General features: G+C 63.0%; 14 protein-coding genes and 1 pseudogene. 9 read left to right on the forward strand and 6 right to left on the reverse strand.

The annotated features are described in order from the left end of the window. Positions 1-56: 56 nt before the first annotated feature. The 6 genes and pseudogenes from AB0I57_RS18490 to AB0I57_RS18515 form a co-directional block, all read left to right on the forward strand. Positions 57-179, forward strand: a pseudogene (locus tag AB0I57_RS18490) (type I restriction-modification system subunit M N-terminal domain-containing protein); the annotation flags it as partial. Positions 180-246: 67 nt separating this feature from the next. Then, positions 247-2,040 (forward strand): AAA family ATPase, encoded by a 1,794-nt coding sequence (locus tag AB0I57_RS18495; protein ID WP_358338443.1) that lies wholly within the window; start codon positions 247-249, stop codon positions 2,038-2,040. Continuing rightward, positions 2,037-3,149, forward strand: a complete 1,113-nt coding sequence (mcrC, locus tag AB0I57_RS18500; RefSeq protein ID WP_358338446.1) for a 5-methylcytosine-specific restriction endonuclease system specificity protein McrC — start codon at positions 2,037-2,039, stop codon at positions 3,147-3,149. The genes AB0I57_RS18495 and mcrC overlap by 4 nt, the downstream gene beginning before the upstream one ends. After that, the gene (locus tag AB0I57_RS18505; protein ID WP_358338449.1) at positions 3,142-3,717 is read left to right on the forward strand and encodes a hypothetical protein; all 576 of its coding nucleotides are present in this window, start codon (positions 3,142-3,144) and stop codon (positions 3,715-3,717) included. The genes mcrC and AB0I57_RS18505 overlap by 8 nt, the downstream gene beginning before the upstream one ends. Positions 3,718-3,773: 56 nt before the next feature. Beyond that, the gene (locus tag AB0I57_RS18510) at positions 3,774-4,283 is read left to right on the forward strand and encodes an NADAR family protein (protein ID WP_358338451.1); all 510 of its coding nucleotides are present in this window, start codon (positions 3,774-3,776) and stop codon (positions 4,281-4,283) included. A 198-nt stretch (positions 4,284-4,481) separates the two neighbouring features. Then, entirely contained in the window at positions 4,482-5,519 is a 1,038-nt protein-coding gene (locus AB0I57_RS18515; protein ID WP_358338454.1) for a hypothetical protein, read from the forward strand. Positions 5,520-5,753: 234 nt separating this feature from the next. Here the strand turns inward: AB0I57_RS18515 and AB0I57_RS18520 are convergent, their stop codons facing one another. Continuing rightward, the gene (locus tag AB0I57_RS18520; RefSeq protein WP_358338457.1) at positions 5,754-6,941 is read right to left on the reverse strand and encodes an FAD-dependent oxidoreductase; all 1,188 of its coding nucleotides are present in this window, start codon (positions 6,939-6,941) and stop codon (positions 5,754-5,756) included. Positions 6,942-6,977: 36 nt separating this feature from the next. Beyond that, on the reverse strand, positions 6,978-7,442 hold the full coding sequence (locus tag AB0I57_RS18525; RefSeq protein ID WP_358338460.1) for an SRPBCC family protein: 465 nt from the start codon (positions 7,440-7,442) through the stop codon (positions 6,978-6,980). Positions 7,443-7,653: 211 nt separating this feature from the next. On the opposite strand from AB0I57_RS18525, the gene AB0I57_RS18530 reads away from it, so the two are divergent. After that, a complete protein-coding gene (locus tag AB0I57_RS18530; RefSeq protein ID WP_358338463.1) occupies positions 7,654-11,109 on the forward strand; it encodes a DEAD/DEAH box helicase family protein in 3,456 nt (1,151 codons plus the stop codon). A gap of 20 nt (positions 11,110-11,129) precedes the next feature. Here AB0I57_RS18530 and AB0I57_RS18535 read toward each other — a convergent pair whose 3' ends face one another. Together AB0I57_RS18535 and AB0I57_RS18540 are read right to left on the reverse strand one after the other, a co-directional pair. Further along, positions 11,130-12,311, reverse strand: a complete 1,182-nt coding sequence (locus tag AB0I57_RS18535) for a hypothetical protein (RefSeq protein ID WP_358338465.1) — start codon at positions 12,309-12,311, stop codon at positions 11,130-11,132. A gap of 41 nt (positions 12,312-12,352) precedes the next feature. Then, complete coding sequence (locus AB0I57_RS18540) at positions 12,353-13,597, reverse strand: hypothetical protein (RefSeq protein WP_358338468.1); 1,245 nt, start codon at positions 13,595-13,597, stop codon at positions 12,353-12,355. A gap of 136 nt (positions 13,598-13,733) precedes the next feature. Here AB0I57_RS18540 and AB0I57_RS18545 point away from each other — a divergent pair, with 136 nt between their 5' ends. Further along, positions 13,734-15,089 (forward strand): MFS transporter, encoded by a 1,356-nt coding sequence (locus AB0I57_RS18545; protein WP_358338471.1) that lies wholly within the window; start codon positions 13,734-13,736, stop codon positions 15,087-15,089. A gap of 370 nt (positions 15,090-15,459) precedes the next feature. Further along, positions 15,460-16,206, forward strand: coding sequence for a hypothetical protein (locus AB0I57_RS18550; protein WP_358338474.1), 747 nt, complete (start codon positions 15,460-15,462; stop codon positions 16,204-16,206). Positions 16,207-16,226: 20 nt separating this feature from the next. On the opposite strand, the gene AB0I57_RS18555 is transcribed toward AB0I57_RS18550, so the two are convergent. Both AB0I57_RS18555 and dapA read right to left on the reverse strand, forming a co-directional pair. Beyond that, positions 16,227-17,033: a DUF3293 domain-containing protein gene (locus AB0I57_RS18555; protein ID WP_358338477.1), complete on the reverse strand. Its 807-nt coding sequence runs from the start codon at positions 17,031-17,033 to the stop codon at positions 16,227-16,229. 40 nt (positions 17,034-17,073) lie between these two features. Continuing rightward, positions 17,074-17,964, reverse strand: coding sequence for a 4-hydroxy-tetrahydrodipicolinate synthase (gene dapA / locus AB0I57_RS18560; RefSeq protein ID WP_358338479.1), 891 nt, complete (start codon positions 17,962-17,964; stop codon positions 17,074-17,076). Positions 17,965-18,083: the final 119 nt, after the last annotated feature.

The following is an 18,083-nucleotide window of genomic DNA, read 5'->3' on the forward strand; positions in this document are numbered from 1 at the left end:
GTGCGGGCGAATACTGTCGTCGGTTCGTAGTTGGTGCTGGATAGGAGCCCGGTCAGATGATCACCGGTGAGATCAAGAGCAAAGTCGACGCGGTGTGGGATGCGTTCTGGACGGGCGGCATCTCCAATCCGCTCGAGGTGATGGAGCAGATCACTTACCTGCTCTTCATCCGAAGACTACTTCGAATAGCCAACCCTTAGAGCACACACCAATCCGTGCTGATCAACCATTCAGAAGGATCGCTTGATGTCCGATGACACCCTGAACGCCCTGCCGAGTTGGCAGGAGTTCACCCGACCCGTCCTACAGGTTCTCAGCGATGGCGCTGAATGGGACACAGCCGATCTGCGCCCGGCTGTCGCGGCATTGATGGGAAACGAAATCGATAGCCAAAACATGCTCGCAGGCTCCCGGGCCGGTGAGGTTATGCGGCGAGCAGTTCGTCGCCTCGCTTCCGCCGGAGCAGTCATCAAGCTCTCCCCAAGCCGAACAGTAATCGCCGACCGTGGTCGTGAACTACTCGCCGAGAATCCCGAAGCAATCACGCTCGACAGACTTAACCGCATTCCGGAGTTTCGAGAGAGTATGCGCAGGAGAAACTCTGGCGATATCGAGGGTGAGGCGCACTGGTTCGTCGGTGCCTACTACTACGGCGAGACAGTCGAAGACATGACCGACACCTTTGTGGAACAAGGTATCTGGCGTAACGGATACGAGGACAAGTATCTCGACGAAGTCCGGTCGATTGAGGTCGGTCAGCGTATCGCCATCAAGGCCGCCTACACCCGGCTGCATGACCTGCCGTTCGAAACCAACGGAAACAAGGTCTCGGTGATGTCGATCAAGGCCACAGGGACCGTCACCCGCAACCACGGGGATGGCCGCACCCTTGACGTGAAATGGGATGCGCGGGAGCCAGTTCGTGAGTGGTACTTCTACACCAACCGACTCACCGTGTGGCGCGTATGCCGCGGCGACTGGCGCTCCGACGGGCTCATTGACTTCACCTTCGAAGGCGATGAACAAGACCTTAGCCGGTTCCGCAACTCCGTGTACTGGGCCGACCGCTTCGGTGACGGCGCCGGGTTCGCCGACGAGCGCGACCTCGACGACGAGTCCGGCGACGACGAGGAACCTCAAGGGTTCGACCAGAGCTACGGACTCACCGATATCGTCGCCGACGGCTGCTTCGTGCCCCAACAGGTGCTCGGTGACTATCTCGAAGCTTTGAAGACCAAGAAGAACCTGATCCTGCAGGGTCCTCCTGGTACTGGCAAGACCTGGCTCGCCAAGCGGCTCGGATACGCCCTAATCGGGGGCAAGGACCGGAACCTGCTCAGCGCCATCCAGTTCCATCCCGGTGTCTCCTACGAGGACTTCGTCCGCGGATGGCGGCCCAGCGGTGACGGCAAGCTGCGGCTCGAGGACGGTATCTTCCTCGACATCGTCAACGCTGCTCAGGCCGACCCCGGTCACAACCACGTCGTCGTCGTCGAGGAGATCAACCGGGGAAACCTCGCCCAGATTTTCGGTGAACTGCTCACCCTCCTCGAGAACAGCAAGCGCACCCCTGATGAGGCTCTCCAATTGTCATACCGCCGCCCAGGGGAACCGCCCGTCTACCTGCCCGAGAACCTCTACATCATCGGCACCATGAACCTCGCCGATCGCTCCCTTGCGATCGTCGACTTCGCGCTACGCCGGCGGTTCGCCTTCCGCAACCTCGAACCGACCCTCAATGAGGCATGGCGGCGCTGGGTGTCCGAGCACAACGGAGTCCCCGACGCCTTCCTCGCTACGCTTGCGCATCGCGTCGACACCCTCAACGATGCCATCGCCGGCGACCGCTCCCTGGGCGAGCAGTACCGCATCGGGCACAGCTTCTTCACTCCGCACGGCAGGACCAGCATCGACGACCCGGACGCCTGGCTGCGGCAGGTGGTGGACTCCGAGATCCGCCCGCTGCTCGACGAGTACTGGTTCGACGACCCCGAACGTGTCCAGAAGGAGGCGGAGGCACTGCTCGGGTACCCGCTGTGACCGGGGTGATCGTCAGCGGCCGCACTCGGATCCCTGTCCGGAACCTGTGGCTGCTGATGCTGTATGCGTCGAGCCTGTACCGGGACGACGAGTCGCTGCGCCGCAGCGGTGTCGAGGACAATCCGGAAGACCTGTGCGACATCGTTGCCGAGATTCTCGCCGACGCCGTCGAGACCCGACTGCAGCGCACCCTCGGCCAGGCCTATCAGCCATGCCGCGCCCACCTCACCCGGGTCCGCGGGCAGATCGACGTACTCGAAACGACTACCCGCCAGCTTCTCTCACGTGGGCGGGTCGCCTGCCGGTTCAGCGAGTTGTCCGTTGACAACCCGCGCAACCGTTTGATACGCACCGCGCTCGGCGTCGCAGCTGGCCGGGTGCGTAGCGAGCCGCTCGCCGCCCGGTGTCGCAGGCTCGCTGACACCCTCGTGCAGGCCGGGGTTTCCGCCAGACCCATCGGCCGTGGCGAGGCGTCAGGCGTCGTGCTCGGCCGCAACGAGGTGGCCGACGTCGCTGCCGTCGATGCCGCGAAACTGATGCTGGCGATGGACATCCCGAGTGAGGACGACGGATCGGGCCACCGCTGGGCGGTATCGCGGGATGTAGCCGAGATGCGGCGGCTCTACGAGGCGGCGGTGCGGGGCTTCTACCTTGCCACCCTCACCGTGCCGTGGCGGGTACATCAAGGGGAGAAGAAGCTCCGCTGGCCCACCGAGGGTGAGACCGCGCGGATGCGGCAGATCCTGCCGGTGATGCGTGCCGACACCGTCCTCGAGACCCCCGACCGTCGGATTGTGGTCGAAACCAAGTTCACCGACGCGCTCAAACCCAACCAGTACGGTGCCGTGAAGCTCGCCCGTGGGCACATCTTCCAGTTGTACGCCTATATCCAGTCCCAGCACGAGCAGGACGCTCTCGCCGCTACCGCTGAGGGGGTGCTGCTGTACCCGACGGTCGGCGAACACCTCGACGAATCGGTCACCATCCAGGGCCACAGCTATCGCTTCCTCACCGTCGACCTCGCAGGCAGCGCCGCTGGCATCAGGGCCGCGCTGGCCGCGGTCACCGACCCGCACAACATCAACGAACCCGAGGACACCCATGCCTGACATCAACCCCGCTGCGAGCGAAGAGAACTTCGAGAGATTGAAGCAGGACCCGGACTTCGAAGTCGCTGTTGCACTTGTAGCCGACTATCTCGACGGCGCCTTCAGTGACCCGGATAGGAGTGAGAAGGAGGAGTGGACGTTGAGTTGTCTACCGAGCACGAACAAGACGTCCGGGCGAGAGCGGCTCTTCACCCTAAATGTCGGGCCCATGCAAGTTCTGTATATGGAGCGATTCACCGAAAACGCTGAGAGTGAAGTCCTGTTCACCCTCTACGTATCGGCAAGCGCGCTCGAGCAGGAGGCTGGGAGCTCGCTCGAGGAACTTGCCGAACGGTACCCCTCTCTCGAATTCCAGAGGACATCGCTGTCCTCGGCAGACGGCGACGGAGCGGTGATTCATTGCTTGTGGGATGGCGAGTCATTGGAGCAGTTCGTCGACCTGCCGCTCGAAGGGTCGATCCGCCCGCTGGCCGATCGGCTGGTAGGCAAGGGCCGCGGCCCCTACGGGCAGTACCACAACCGGCGGTTCGCACAGCACGTTCTAGACACTATGAAAGAGGCAGCCTGACATAACGATTCGACTACCGAGGTCCAACTGACCAACGCTTGGGAGAGGGAAAGAGTATGGCGAGCAGGCCGTGGACGCTCGGTGACCTGCGGATCCCGATGATTGACGCGTTCGTCGGAGATCACGGGTACCTGTCGAATTTCTGGCCCGCTCCCACCCCCTATCGCGACCGCATTTTCCCCACGAGCGAGCACGCCTTCGCATCCGCGAAGACCGATGACTGTGATGCGATCTCGAGGATTCTCGCGACCGACGACCCCGCAGAGGCGAAGAGGATCGGCCGGACCGTACCACTCGTCGATGACTGGGAGCGGCGCAAGTATGTCGAGATGGAGTCGATCGTCGAGGCCAAGTTCCGTCACAACCCGATCCTTGCTGAGAAGCTTGTCTCCACGCGAGGATCGTTGATTGTCGAGGGCAACATCTGGCATGACCAGACATGGGGAAGTTGTAGCTGCGACCGACACCGAGACTTCCCTGGAGACAATGCACTCGGAGTCATACTGATGCGGGTTCGCATGCAACTGACGAATTCACCTGATTCGGAGAATCGATTCGATTCCTGATGCGAGTCGTCGGATTGTATGGCAGTATCGTTGCCGCCGTCGGATCGAAGACGACGGATTCCATGACATCGCGGCTCCCTCAATGGTGAAGCCCAGCACGCGGCCGGTGGTGCGGCCGAGCGAATCGACCATCTACTCTCCGCCTATTCGTCTGTGCGCGGAGAATGTCCCATGAGGTGACATCTATTGCACGAAGATATGAAGAACCTTCTCCGGCGGGAGGAGGCGCTGGATCGCGCCGACATACTCGACTTGCCAACACTCGAACTTCAGCCGACGTGGGGTTTCCTCGACCCGCCCGAGAAGGGTGACAACTGCGCAAGGGTGACCCTCGGCCCGAACGGTGAGTGGATCAGTCTCTGGACTGCACCGGATATCGAGATGAATGTGAAGGAGACACGTGGTAGCCGCGCCCGTTTTGCGAGAACCCGGCTACCCGAAGCCATTCCAGCGCGGATTTCCATCCAGACGCCTGAATCGTCGCGAGTGGTTGAACTGGATGAACTGACCCTGGATTTCTGTCTTCCGCAGCCGATGCCGAACGGGAACATTCTCGTCGTCGGCGCCCGCTGCCTCTACCACGAGGACGGTCCCGAGCACAACGCGGTGCTCTATTCACCGGACGGACGAGTCATTCACACGACGACGTTCGGTGACGGGATTTCGTTCGTTTGTACAACCGAACCGGGGACCACATGGGTCGGTTATCACTCGCAAGGAACGAACGCGACGAATGGGTGGGGCGGCCGCAATGGACCGGGTGCTCTCGGCCATAGCGGACTGGTCCGATTCGGGCACGGATTGGATCTCGTGGAGGAGTACGAGCCGCCGAATCCCGGCACCGATTCGATCCTGGAAGTTCGAGCGATGACTGTGGCGGGTAGTGCAGTCTGGGCCAGCAGCCGTCCATACTACGGACTTCTCCAACTTGTCCGAATCCAGGATGGAGTTGCGGCTACCTGGCAGAACGATGCTGCGATGGCACGCGGGCTGGTGGTTTCCGGTGATCGGATAGGTCTGATCGGTGGCTGGGGCCCAGGAAAGCACGATCGACTGGTATACGGGCGCCTCGAAGCGGACCGATTCGTCCGGGAAGGCGCGTGTCGAATCGCGTTGCCGGGCGGATCCGAGGTACCGCTGGCATCGGACCTACTCGGGGTTGGCGGAACCATCCACGTCATCACCGAGGACGACCAGTTCTACCAGGTCGAATTCGACGAACTGCTCAATCGTTGACCACGCCCTGAATGACGTTGCTTCTTGTGAGGGGCTGAACCCGTCCCATCCAGATTTGATGCCCAAACCTTGATGGGACGGGTCGTCGATCAGAGTTTCTCCTCAACGCATCGTCCGGTTCTGTCGGTACCGTGCGAAGATCACCGCACGACCATTGCGATGGCAAGTCCTGGCGCTCTTGCGGTGGGCATTCTTTCTACGATGTCGAGGCGTCGTGACGGTTCTACTCCGGCGTCATCCTGCCAAGTACGCGGGCGGCGGCGTGCGGTCGAGGGCCAATGCCACGGCCGCACGGGCTGCGACGGCGCCGACCAGGTTGCCTGTGCCGTTGTAGCCGCCCACGGCGATGACTCCAGGGCGAGTTTCCGTGCACAGTGGACGACCGTCGTCTGTGTAGCCGACCGACGCCGCCCACCGCCGGAAGACGTCGACGGGACGGCCGGCCATGCGTTCGGCGACGTGCTCGATGTAGTGCTGCACTGCAGCGGTCGGCGAGGTGTCAGTGGTCCACTCGGCGTCGGCGAACAGGTCTCGCCCACCGCCGACGAACAGGCGCCCATCGGCGGCCTGCTGTGCGTAGTCGTAGCCCCACCGGCCGTACACCGGGCACGGCAGGCGACGGGGCAGGCCTTCGGCGGTAGCGAGCATCTGCAGCCGTGCCGTTCGGACGCGTCCTCGCAGTTCGGGGAGCACCTGCTCGAGCCGGCCGTCCACCGCCACGATAATCGCGGGTGCATGCACCGTGCCGTGATCGGTGACAACCCTTCCGCTTTCGATGTGCCGGACGTTCGAGTGCTCGTACAGCTCGGCTGAATGTCTCAGCAGCGCCGCCAGTTCCAGCGCGCGACGAGATGGATTCATCGCTGCGTCGTCGGGCAGGAACAGCCCAGTACCGAGCTCACCGTCATAGTGCTCGACACGGATTCCGTTGTCCCGCAGTGCCGCTGCGAGCGCCGTGCAGTCGGCCTCCTCCGCAGCCCTATCGTGGGCTTCGGCGGCGTCACGGGGAGCACCTGGAAGTCCGGCGAGCCGGATCGAGCCGGTCCGGGCGATCACGTCGGGTCCCAAGACCGTGGCGAGATAGTCGAGTTCGGCGAGAGTGGCCCGATACAGCTCGACTGCTGGCGCACCCCACGTCTCGACGGCCGAGTGCAGGAACGCTGACGGTCCACCCAGCAAGAACCCGCCGTTGCGCCCCGCAGCACCGGCCGCGACCCTGCCGCCGTCGAGCCCGACAACCCGGAGTCCGAGGCCAACCAGCTCGTCAATGGCCGCCAGCCCCGAGCCGCCGAGCCCCACGACGCACGCATCCGCGGTGACCGTTTGTTCCAGCCGCGGCAGACCCTCCCACAACGCGACCACGGGGTCGTCGTCCCAGGCGCACGCCGAGCCCCAATGTGGTGCGGATCGGGAACTGCTCACGGTGATTGTCGGATATCTTGCCCTGTCGCAGTCGGGTCAGTTGGATTCGGCTGCCTTCTTGATCGCGGCGAGGGTCGCCGGAATGCTGCTGTGTGCGGCAGCGGTGCGATCATCGATCTGTTTTTGAGCATCGGCTCCGAACTTTTCCTGGAACATGGCGAGTCCGGCGGGCAGGAACTCCCAGGACTCGGTGAGTTCGGTGCCACCGTCGCAAGGGGTGAAGGTGTAAGCCCACCGGACGAAGGAACCGCCGACGACGAAAGTGAACTCTCGTCCGCGGTCGGCGACAACAACCTTCGAGCGAGTCTCCCAGGTCCTCTCCGGCAGTTCGTTCCGCCCGGTGAACCAGGCGCCCACAACGGGACCGCCGCCCTCGTCCCACCAGCACGCCTTGCAGATCGGACTCCACTCGCCCGTCCGAGTCACGTCCGAGACCATGTCGTAGAGAACCTCGGGCGAGCTGTCGACGACAATCGACTCCGAGAAGGTGAAATCGCTCATCTCGGCAGTATGCCACCGGAATTTGCCGAACGCTCCCGGCGAAGCGGCGTCACTTCGCGCCACGACCCGGACGACGCGGAGAGGAGGTACGGGTGTCGAATCGCAGTACGTGGCTCGTAACTCGGCCATCGCAGCGATCAGTATTACCCGGTTTAGCCGGAACCCTGTGGGAAGATCACCGAACGACCATTGCACGGGAGGGCGGGCACCGATGGCGGGGAACTTCGACTTTCTGCAGGCAGAGTGGCCGACGCTGCACGTGGTGGCACGTAAGGCCGAGCGGGGCGCACTGTTCGACGCTCGCACAACCTGCTTCTACACGCGGCGCACTGTCGAACTGACGGTCAAGTGGTTGTATCGGGTGGAGTCGCTGTCCGAGTCGCATACGAGCGACCTCGCCGCCCGTCTGCACGATCCGGACTTCGTGTCGATCATCGGACACGGGTTGCAGGTGAAGATGAACCTCATCCGCAAGCTCGGCAATACCGCCGTCCACGAGTCACGTCCGGTCCATCCCGACACCGGTCGCAAGGCTTTGACCGAGCTGTTCCACATCCTGTCCTGGCTCGCCCGCGCCTACGCAACGCAGCCGTCGAGCCGACCGTCGCCGCAGCAGCAGTTCGACCCGTCCCTGTTACCCAAGCCCGGCGGTAGTGCCGCAGCCGCCAAGACGGTCGCGCAGCTGAAGAAGCTCGAAGGCGAGATGGCAGCTAAGGACGCCTTGTTGGAGCAGTCCGAGGCCGAGAAACGGGATCTGGCAGCACAGTTGGCGGCCCGTGACGCAGAGAAGCAGGCCAGCGACCTGGAGAAGGTGTCTCTCGAACAGCTTGTCGTGCAGTTGCAGGTTCAGGTCGCCGCTGCGCAGTCCGCTAGTGCCGCAACGCCCGACACCCACGACTACGACGAGGCGCAGACCCGGCGCGACCTCATCGACCTGCTGCTGCACGAATCCGATTGGCCGCTGGACCAGCCACGTGACCGCGAGTACCCCGTGCAGGACATGCCGGACGGCAAGAACGGGTTCGTCGACTATGTGCTGTGGGGCGACGACGGTCTGCCGCTCGCGGTGGTAGAGGTCAAGAGCACGGCGAAGGATCCCCTGGTAGGTCAGCAGCAGGCCAAGCATTATGCCGACTGTCTGGAGAGTTCGACCGGCCAGAGACCGATCATCTACTACACCAACGGATTCGAGCACTATATCTGGGACGATACCCACTACCCTCCGCGGCTGATCGAGGGATTCCACACCCGCGACGAACTGGCTCTCGCAGTGCAGCGCCGTACCTCCCGCAAGCCGTTGGCGGCACAGAGGGTTTCCAGGCGGATCGTCAACCGTCCCTACCAGAAGCGGGCGATCCGTCGCGTGACTGAGCATTTCGAGAAGCACAACCAGCGGGCGGCGCTGCTCGTGATGGCCGCCGGTTCTGGTAAGACCCGTACCGCAATTGCCCTCGCCGACCTGCTGATGCAAGCAGACTGGGTCAAGCGGGTCCTATTCCTCGCCGACCGTGAGCCGCTCGTCAACCAGGCCGTGAACGCCTTCAAGCGGCATCTGCCCGGGTCGTCGCCGGTGAACCTGCTGACCGAGAAGAACACCGACGGCCGTGTCTACGTCAGCACCTATCCGACAATGATGGGGCTGATCAACGAGATCGACGGTGGGGAGCGAAAGTTCGGTCCCGGCTACTTCGATCTCGTCGTGATCGACGAGGCGCACCTTTCCGTGTACCAGAAGTATCGGCGCATATTCTCGTACTTCGACTCGCTGCTCCTCGGTCTCACCGCGACCCCCAAGGACGAGATCGACCACAATACGTACTCGCTGTTCGACATCGAAACCGGCATTCCCACAGACGATTACAGTCTAGGTCAGGCTATCGCGGACAAGTACCTCGTGCAGCCCCGGGCGGTAACGGTCCCGCTGGCCTTTCCGCAACGCGGGATCGAGTACGACGACCTCAGCGACGAGGAAAAGCAGCGGTGGGAGAGTGCCGACTGGAGTGACGACACCTCGGACGATGCGATCGCCGACGTGGTCGAATCCGAGGTCATCAACAAGTGGCTGTTCAACACCGACACCGTCGACAAGGTCCTCGAGGTACTGATGACCCGCGGGCACCGGGTCGAGGGCGGCGACCGTCTCGGCAAGACGATCATCTTCGCGAAGAACCAGCAGCACGCCGACTTCATCGCAGAACGCTTCGACGCCAACTATCCGCAGTTCGAGGGGGCGTTCGCGCGGGTGATCACACATTCCGTCGAACAGAGCCAGGACCTGATAGATCAGTTCTCGCATGCGGAAGGGGATCCGCAAGTCGCGATCTCCGTCGATATGCTCGACACCGGCATCGACTTCCCAGAGGTGGTCAACCTCGTATTCTTCAAACCGGTGCGTGCGAAGGCGAAATTCTGGCAGATGGTCGGTCGCGGCACCCGACTCTGTCCTGACCTGTATGGCCCAGGCCAGGACAAGACCAACTTCTTCGTCTTCGACGTCTGCGGGAACTTCGAGTTCTTCAACAATCACCCGGATTCCACGGACGGGTCGGTGGCGCAGTCGCTGTCTCAGCGCCTCTTCACCAAGCGCGCAGAACTGGTTGCGGCGCTGGCCAAGAACGGTACCGACGCCGAGCTGTGCTCGGACACCGCGGACACGCTGCACAAACAGGTTCAGGGGATGCGCCGTGACAACGTCATCGTCCGCGCGAAGCGGCGGTACGTCGAGAGGTACTCCGATCGGACCGAGTGGGAGTCGTTGTCGGAAAGCAAGCTTGCCGAGATTATCGAGAACCTGGCTGGACTGCCGACAATGGTGCGCGACACCGACGAGATGGCCAAGCGCTTCGACCTGATAATCCTCGACGGGCAGTTTGCGGTGCACTATGCGGAGGACACACTCCCGAAGTATCGGACGTCGATCCAGCAAGTCGCCGGCGGGTTGCTCGACGACGGACTGAACATCGCGAAGGTCAAAGAGAAGGAGGCATTGCTGCGCGAGGTGGCGGGGGACGAGTGGTGGCGGGACGTGACACTGCCGATGCTCGAGCATGCCCGCCGCGAACTTCGCTCCATCGTCAGCCTGCTGGACAAGAAGAAGCGCACGATCCTCTACACCGACTTCCGCGACACACTCGGCGATGTCGCCGAGGTCGACATGCCGGAGCTGCCATCCAGTGCGGATGTCGAGCGCTTCACCACGAAGGTGCGGGACTATCTACAGCGTCAGCCTGACAACATCGCACTACAGAAACTGCGAAACGGAAAAGCGCTCACGCCCGCGGATCTGGTCTCCCTGCAAGACCTTCTTGCGCGCAGCGGTGCCGGTGATCCCGAGGACTTCAAGCGTGCGGTCGAGAACGCGAAGGGATTGGGGCGGTTCATTCGATCGCTCGTGGGGCTGGACAAGCAGGCGGCGACCGATGCCTTCGCGGAATTCCTGCATGGAAAGACCGCGACCGCCAGCCAGATCGACTTCGTGAACCTCATCATCTCGCACCTGACCCGCCACGGGGAGATGGACCCGAAGCTGCTGTTCGAGTCACCTTTCACCAACAGCGCCCCACAGGGTCCCACCCAGGTGTTCGGCGACGATCAAGCGGTGCGACTCGTCCAGGTGATCCGGTCGATAAACGACTCCGCCGAGCCGACCGAGGCGGCCGGCGCCTGAATCGACCGCGCTCCGTCGGCTCATCGGCTCGGCAATGTCGGGACGGGCGAGTTTTCGGGCGTCTGTCCGGAGAGGCCGAACTCGGTTCGAACCGCGGCAAGAAGTGAGTCCACGTGCTCGGCGTACGTGGCGCAGGCGTGTGACAACGCCTGAAATGCTGCAACGACAGGTCGTGGATCCACCGCACTGAAAAGAGCGGGCATCGCGAAATAGGGTCGGTGGATCGGACCGTGATCGAAAATCTTTGCTGCTGGCGACTTCTCACCTCCGTGCGCGGCACTCGAACGGTAGGGCCCTCCGTGGCCCTCGGGCGAAAGATTTTCCTCTGTAAGGCGTCTGGAAGCACACGTGCGATCGTCGAACGGTACAGGGAGCGGATCGCTGTTACGCAGAGCGTCCAACGCTGGTGCAACCCAGTCACAGTCGGCGAGTCCCGCAAACTCGAACGCACGGATCGCAGCCCATCGAGCGAGCCGCCTCTGTGATTGCGGGTCCATCGCAGCAATTGCGTCGGCGATGTCGGGCGCACAGCCGTCGAAATCTCGCAGACAGAGAACTCCTTGCAGTTCGGGGTGCGCTTGGAAGTCAACCCCTGTGGGCTTGGCATTACCGGTTACGGCTGTCGTGGCAGCGGCCGCCGGGCTGCTGGCCGACGGCTCACACGCGGGGGCGGATTCGGGAACGGGTATGTTCTCCGGCACGCCGTAGCCGGGCATATCCCACATCTGGGGTGGGAGCTTGGTGACTCCGTCAAACGGCCACAGCCGGATCCGCCATACGTCGCCGGGTGTCGTCGATCCCGGCCAGCCGTAGTTGACGAATCCTCGACCGGAGACTTCCACGGTGTACCGTCCTGCGGGGACAGTGACCTCCACCGGTTCCATCGTAGGTGACGAGAAGAACAGCACCCCGTGACCGTCGATCTCGAGGTTCCCTTCGCTGACCTGTTGCCACTGGTCTCGGTCACCGGGTGGCCGTGACTGCCACACTTGCACGGTCACCGGCATCTGGAAGTTGTTCTGGTGTGGGCACAGGACTAGAAGCATGGCCCCGTTTCCCGCGCTGGGCTGGGCTGACTGGGCACCGTGGAGGAGCTCCAACTCGTCCTCAGGATCGCCGAGACCGCCGTCAAGGCAGAACTGGCCGTAGTCCATTGCCAGGGTCACGTGCGTCTCGCTGACCGGCTTCGTGCGCTCATCCATGTCCGGGATCGTGTCACAAAGATCGGACATGGGATGCCCACCTACGACGGATCGGTGAACGGGTCGGGTTGAACCCAGGAAACCACACCACGGGTACGGACATCGAGGTCTACCAGCGTGCGCTTGCCGTCCGGTGTTCGCACGATGACTTGTCCGTCAGAAGATCGCCACTCCACGTCGCCGGCGGCGCGAGCTTTGCCGACTCGAAGGCGTTTCGCCTGTAGCGCAGCCGCGATTTCCGGGTTGTCGACTGGAATGAGCCGTCGATCCTGGTCGACCGTCTTTACCGGGTGGGCATCTGGATCTACACGAACAAGACCATGCCTGCGATCGATCCGCAACACCGGCTTGGTCACGCCGAGGATGAACAGCCGTCCGTCGTCGACGACGGCTGCACCGCCTTCGGAGCTCACGCGTTCTACGGTCAATGTCCCGTCGAAGGCGCGGTCGCATCGGAACAAGTCGTAGTGGGAGGTGATCCAACACCCATCCGGATCGGAGTGGACGTTGCGCCGCGTACTCCCCGGCGACTCGATCGTCATAGGCAACAGGTACTCGGTGATACGCGGTGGCGTCGAGCGGGTATTTAGGTGCAGGAGGATGGGGTTCGACCGATCCATAACCCACACGTCCGGGCCATCGATGGACATCGCCCCGGGAACGAATCTCGAATCGCAGGCTGGCACGTCATCGAGGTCGAGGTCGACCAAGACCCCGGTTGGGCTGAAGCCTTCGTCTTCAGCTAGGGGTTCCAAGGTCGACCAGAATCGTTGTGGAGTGGACTCGAAATCGGTGAATCGCTCGGTCCCGGGGATGGTTCGGGCACCGTTGTCGGTGCGTTCGATTCGCTGCTCGACCACACGCACCCGTCGTACCCTGCCGCGAACAGGGACGGGATCATCTTCCGACCGTCCCGATCCGAGGTCCGCGACGAACCTTCCCGTGACTTCGACGGCACCAGTGACAGGGCGTTCGGACCACCAATTGGCCGACCAGCCGTCCCCGAACAACGAGAGCAGCCATCGTAGACCACCGTCCGGGTGACCGCCGGGCATCCGCCCGAATACGGGCCGTGCAGTCGCCTGCACGGACTGTTCGATCGGTGATGCGAGAGAACCGGATGGGATGAACTGCACCAGCACTTCGACCACATCACCTAGAGAAGGCGGAGCGAGAGAGCGATCATCGAGAACCCAGCCGGGTACCAGGACTCGGATTGTGCGACTTGCCGTTTCGGCGACCATCGTCGAACCCCACGCACTCGACGACCCGATGAACGACGCCATCGGGCGCGGGGCTACCTTGCGCCGAACAATACCGCACTCGTCAACCAGAGGCGGCGTCGAATCACCGACGAACACTCCGAGTCCAAGCGGTGCCTAATCCGATCGAAACCGGACACTTTTCGCATATGTTGACCGGATGACGATGGCTCCCGCGCGGCTGAGTAGATCGACCGTTACTGGCTACTCGCTTGGTTCGGTGGGTACAGGCGGGTACGCCACCCTGCCCGGCCTGGTGCTGGCGTACTACCTGACAGACACCCTCGGCGTCGCCGCTGCGGTCGCCTCGGTGGTGGTATTCGCCCCCAAGGCGCTCGACGTGCTGATCAACCCCTACATAGGATTCCGCAGCGACGCCGACGCGGCTCGCACCGGGACGCGGCGACGGTTCCTGCTCCTAGGCGCGCTGGGCCTGCCGGTGTTCTTCGCGCTCACCTTCGCGGTGCCATCCGGAGTCTCCACTCTGGCCGGGTCACTTTGGGTAACTACCGCTTTCGTGTGTGCGGCGATCGCGTTCAGCTTGTTCCAGGTTCCGTACATAGCGTTGCCCGCAGAGCTCACCGACGACTATCACGAACGGTCCCGGCTCATGTCTTGGCGGGTCGCGCTGCTCGCCGTCGCGATATTGCTCTTCGGAGCGGGTGGTCCGGCGCTGCGTGAACTCGGCGGCGGCGGCCGGCCCGGATACCTGCTGATGGGGGTTGTCGCTGGGCTTGCTCTCGGACTCGGAATGCTGGCCGTCTGGCGGATCGCACCGCGCACCAACGACGTCGGTCCAGACCCCTCGGACGCCTCTTCGGGTCACACGATGGCCGACAGTCTCGCTGCGGTGCGCTCGAGCGGCCCCTTCCGATTCCTGCTGGGTGCCTTCATGTTGCAAGCCCTGGCCACGGGATGCATGCTGGGTGCGGCCCAGTACGTGGCCACCTACCTTCTCGAGTCGGAAGGTGCGGTGTCCATCCTGTTCGTCGCCCTGGTTGCACCGGCGCTTGCTGTGATGCCGATGTGGATCCGGCTGGTGCGGGCGTGGGGCAAGCGGGGCGCGTATTTCCTGGCATCCGGGTTGTTTCTGGCCTCCTCCGTCGCGATGCTCGGCCTGCTCGCCTCCCCCGGGCCGTGGGTGTATGCGATGGTGGCGCTGGCCGGCACCGGCTATGCGGGCATGCAGATGCTGCCGATGTCGATGCTGCCGGATGTGATCAGCGACCACCAGAACGCCACCACGGGATCGGTTCGTGCGGGGGCGTTCAGCGGCGTGTGGACCGCAGCGGAGACCGTGGGCTTGGCGCTGGGTCCCGCGGTGGTGCTCATGATCCTCGCCGCCACCGGGTTCGTCTCCTCGACCGCCGGAAACCACGTCACCCAATCTGCCGGAGCGATCTTCGGCGTCGTCATCGCTTTCGCCGCCGTGCCCGCCGTGCTCGTAGCCGCGAGCATGGTCGCATTGCGCGGATACCGACTGGCGGCCGAGGAACGTAGCGGGCGCAACCAGTGATCTTCGAGGGCCAAATGTTCACGTGGACGTAGCATCCCGCTCGAGGAATAATCACCGACAGCACAGACCCACGCGCTCAACGAGTTACACCACCGTGCCGGTCCCCGCCTGCTACGAGAAGTCTGGTTCACGAAGAATGTCTCGATCGGTTCTGACAGTAGGTATTGCCGCAATAGCGGCCACTATCACAACTTTCGCACTTGCGACTCCCCGAGCGCCGGCGGAATCGACTGGCTCTGTGGGTATCGACCCACCGATTCTCCCTTTTGGGATCGAGACCAGTTTCGTAGTCTTCGATCGAACAACTGCCGAACCGACTGTGAAGTTCGATTCTCACAAACAGTTTCGATCCGCCTCCATCGTAAAGCTATTGATCGCATTGGATTACCTGGAGGGATTGGGAGAGGATTTCAGCATTCCGCCAGAAGACTTGGCGCAGTTGCAGCCGATGCTGCGTTCGAGCGACGACACCGCCGCGTCGTACTTCTGGGTGAAGGGTGGATTCGCGGCGATTGTCGAACGGATGGCCACCAAACTCGACCTCACCGACACTGCCCCACCGGCTGACCGGGCCATATGGGGATACACCGCAATCAGCGCTTCCGATGTGGTCAAGATCTACCGGTACATCCTCGACGACGCCTCACCGCAGGTTCGATCTGTAATCATGGACAACCTGCACCAGTCGACAAAGTGTGGGAATGACGGTTTCGACCAGTACTTCGGTATCCCCGAAGCCGCGCCGCCCCCGTGGGCAATCAAGCAAGGGTGGTCCGGATTCGGCGATGCGCCGTCGATACCATGTTCCCCCGCAAATCCTTTGCCACCCGACCCGTTCGACGAACCTGAGGTTCATGACGGCGATGCCGAGATCGCGGACGGGCTTGCAGGCTCTTCGCAGGACGGCCAAGAGCCGACACCCGCAGGTCCAGATATCGACTTGACCAAGGCGGCCATGCACACAACGGGCACCCTTGGCGAGAACAACGACAAGATCGTCGTGGTCCTCACCCTCGAACCCGCGGGGATTTCGTGGAACGAATCAGCCCGACGGATCTCGCTGATCACCGAAGGAGTCCTCGCCGTGAGCTCACTTGTCATCTCCGCCAGTGATTGAGGGAGTTGCTTCGTTCGCTGTCAACGCTTCGGTGGGAGTGGTGACCGCTCCAGGGTCCATCGGTGGACGGCTGATCGGTCACTGGCGCATGCCAGCAGCTTCCACTGCGACGAGTTCCAGGAAAAGACCGCGACCTGCCCGAATCGACGACCGATCTCGCGCGCCTGTTCGTCGGACAGTCCAGACACCGCAACACTGAGTTCCTGATACGTGCCGTCCGGCGAACCTCCGATCGCCCCGAATGTGTCCAGACCGCGGCCGTGCAGATAGTCGGTGAGCCGACGGTGGCTCTCGCGTTCGCGCTCGGTCCCGGGCAGTTCACCAGGCTGGCATGCGGCGATGATGTGCAGCGGACCAGCCGGGGGCATGGTGCCGTAGGCAGCGTCATCGGTAGGGGTGATGCGGACGGCACCGGTCGGTAGCGCAACATCTACGACCGCTTCCGAATAGTTCTGCCACAGCACATCGTTTGCGGCGAAAGCGGCCAGTGAGTCGGGGCACCGGCGTACTGCGAAGTCGTCTCCGCTTGCCCAGATCACGGATACCCCGTGGTCATGGAGTAAGTCGATCACATTCTTGGCCGGCTCCGCTGGCAGCAGGAACGACCGATGGCTGTGCTCGACATAGGGGGCGCAGTCGAGGATCTGCTCTAACGCGGTGCGCATCGTTGCCATGTCGATCGTCGCTCGGACGTCGATCAGCTCGCTGTTCGTGTCATCGAACAGGAGTATCACTGATCGGTTGTCACCGAACGCAATCCGCCGATCGCTGACTTGGTGACCCATCTGGCGCAGATAGGCGAGGTACGCGTTTTGCAGGCCCTTCACAGGTTGCAGCCGATCCAGGCCCTGCTGGACTCTCCTCCTGTCAAAGCAGGCCCGACGCAGCGAGCCCGGCGCGCAGGCGCTCGATGTGCTCGGCAGGCCCCTGTCTCAGCGGCATGCGGAGTTGGTCGGAATCGATGACACCGAGCATCTTGAGGGCTGCCTTCGCCTGGATCGCTCCCTGCGAGGTGTGCATGATTGCGTCGACCGCAGGGATCAGTCGGGTGTGGATCTCGCGTGCCCGGGGCAGGTCGCCTCGGTCCACGCAGGCAATCATCTCTGCGTAGAGGTCACCCGCAACGTGCCCGACGACCGACACAACGCCAGTGGCGCCCTGCGCGAGGTGTGCAAGGTTGAGCACGTCATCCCCCGAGTACCAGAGCAGATCGGTCTCGGCTATCAGTCGGCTCGCCTCGAACATGTCGCCCTTGGCATCCTTGACGGCCTTGACTTGCTCGATATCCGAGGCGCGCCGGATCGTCTCGGTCGTCAGGGCGGTTCCGGTGCGGCCGGGGATGTCGTACAGCATGACTGGCGTCTGGCCGCCGGCTTCGGCAACGAGGCGGAAGTGCTCGAGGATGCAGTCTTGTGGCGGTTTGTTGTAGTAAGGGGTGACCACGAGCAGCGCATCCGCTCCGCGGGCGACCATCTCCCGAGCCGCGCGCGCGGAGTGCTCGGTGTCGTTGGTGCCGCAACCGGCCATGACCGCGACTCGGTCGCCCACCGCCTCGACGACGGCCTGCACCGAGGAGTAGTCCTCTTCGTCGGAGGTCGTCGGGGACTCGCCTGTGGTGCCATTGACCAGAAGCCCGTCGTGCCCAGAGTCGGCGAGGTGTACCGCGAGCCGCTGCAGCCCGTCGTAGTCGATCGAGCCATCGTCGTGCATCGGAGTCACCATCGCAGTGATCATCCGGCCAAATGGGGTGTCCTCCATGGTTGATAGACACTACGCCCAACCGTTGCCTTCGAGTCGCCGACTGTTCGAAAACCGTATGCGACACAGCTGATCACTCCGCTTCGAAGGCGCGGTGACGGAATATGTGCACCAGGAGT

This window comes from Rhodococcus sp. NPDC049939 (genome assembly GCF_040656415.1).
GTDB lineage: Bacteria > Actinomycetota > Actinomycetes > Mycobacteriales > Mycobacteriaceae > Rhodococcus_F.